This is a genomic window from Mitsuaria sp. TWR114, assembly GCF_007997345.1.
The window spans coordinates 1-1695 of the sequence record NZ_VOSR01000329.1 but is presented as its reverse complement, the minus strand read 5'-3'; the positions used below and the strand labels follow the sequence as shown (position 1 = coordinate 1695).

At 68.8% G+C, this 1695-nt stretch carries 1 protein-coding gene; it reads left to right on the top strand.

Annotated features, from left to right (window positions below):
• On the top strand, window positions 1-1628 hold a 1628-nt coding region (locus FUT87_RS13275), incomplete at its 5' end, for a DNA topoisomerase IV subunit B (protein WP_147241326.1).
• Window positions 1629-1695: the final 67 nt, after the last annotated feature.

Sequence of the window (1695 nt, the reverse complement as noted above, 5' to 3'; positions counted from 1 at the left end):
TGCACGGCGTGGGCGTGTCGGTCACGAACGCGCTGGCCAAGCGGCTGCAGGTGACCGTCTACCGGGAGGGCCAGGTCGCGACGCTGGCCTTCTCCGGTGGCGACGTCGTCGAGCCGGTGGCCACGCGCAAGGCCGACCTCAAGGCCGGCGATCGCAAGCAGGGCACGACGGTGCGCGTCTGGCCGGACGCCAAGTACTTCGAGAGCGCCGACCTGCCCAAGAACGAGCTGGTCCATCTGCTGCGCTCCAAGGCCGTGCTGATGCCCGGTGTCACCGTGACGCTGACGCAGGAGAAGAGCGGCGAGACGCAGACCTGGACCTACAAGGGCGGCCTGCGCGACTACCTGATGCAGTCGCTGCCGGCGGATCCGCTGATCCCGCTGTTCGAGGGCGAGCAGTTCGCCACCGCCTCCGAGAGCGAGAACTTCGCCGAGGGCGAGGGCGCGAGCTGGTGCGTGGCCTTCACCGAGGAGGGCCAGGTCATGCGCGAGAGCTACGTGAACCTGATCCCGACGGTGGCCGGCGGCACGCATGAATCGGGCCTGAAGGACGGCCTGTTCGGCGCGATCAAGGGCTTCATCGAGATGCACGCGCTCGCGCCCAAGGGCGTCAAGCTGATGGCGGAGGACGTGTTCTCGCGCGCCAGCTTCGTGCTCTCGGCCAAGGTGCTGGACCCGCAGTTCCAGGGCCAGACCAAGGAACGGCTGAATTCGCGCGACGCGCTGCGGCTGGTGTCGGCCTTCGTCAAGCCGGCGCTGGAGCTGTGGCTCAACCAGCATGTCGAGCACGGCAAGAAGCTGGCCGAGCTCGTCATCAAGCAGGCGCAGACCCGCCAGCGCGCGGCGCAGAAGGTCGAGAAGCGCAAGAGCTCCGGCGTGGCCGTGCTGCCCGGCAAGCTGACCGACTGCGAGAGCACCGACCTGCTGCACAACGAGCTGTTCCTGGTCGAGGGCGACTCGGCGGGCGGCTCCGCCAAGCTGGGCCGCGACAAGGAGACGCAGGCCATCCTGCCGCTGCGCGGCAAGGTGCTCAACGCCTGGGAGGTCGAGCGCGACCGGCTGTTCGCCAACAACGAGATCCACGACATCTCGGTGGCCATCGGCGTGGACCCGCACGGCAAGAACGACGAGCCCGACCTGTCCGGCCTGCGCTACGGGAAGATCTGCATCCTCTCGGACGCGGACGTCGACGGCGCCCACATCCAGGTGCTGCTGCTGACGCTGTTCTTCCGCCACTTCCCCAAGCTGATCGCCACCGGCCACGTCTACGTGGCGCGGCCGCCGCTGTTCCGGGTCGACGCGCCGGCGCGAGGCAAGAAGCCGGCCGCCAAGCTCTACGCGCTGGACGAGGGCGAGCAGACGGCGATCCTCGACAAGCTGCGCAAGGAAGGCGCGCGCGAGGGCAGCTGGAGCATCAGCCGCTTCAAGGGCCTGGGCGAGATGAACGCCGAGCAGCTCTGGGACACGACGCTCAATCCCGAGACGCGTCGCCTGCTGCAGGTGCAGTACGGCGATCTGGACTTCGCCGACACCGAGGGCGCCATCAACAAGCTGATGGGCAAGGGCGAGGCGGCCGCCCGCCGCGAGCTGATGGAGCTGCACGGCGACGCCATCGAGGTCGACGTCTGAGGACCCTATGCCCCCACGCTCACTTCGTTCGCTGCCCCCCGAGGGGGTGCTCAACGCCCTTCGGGCG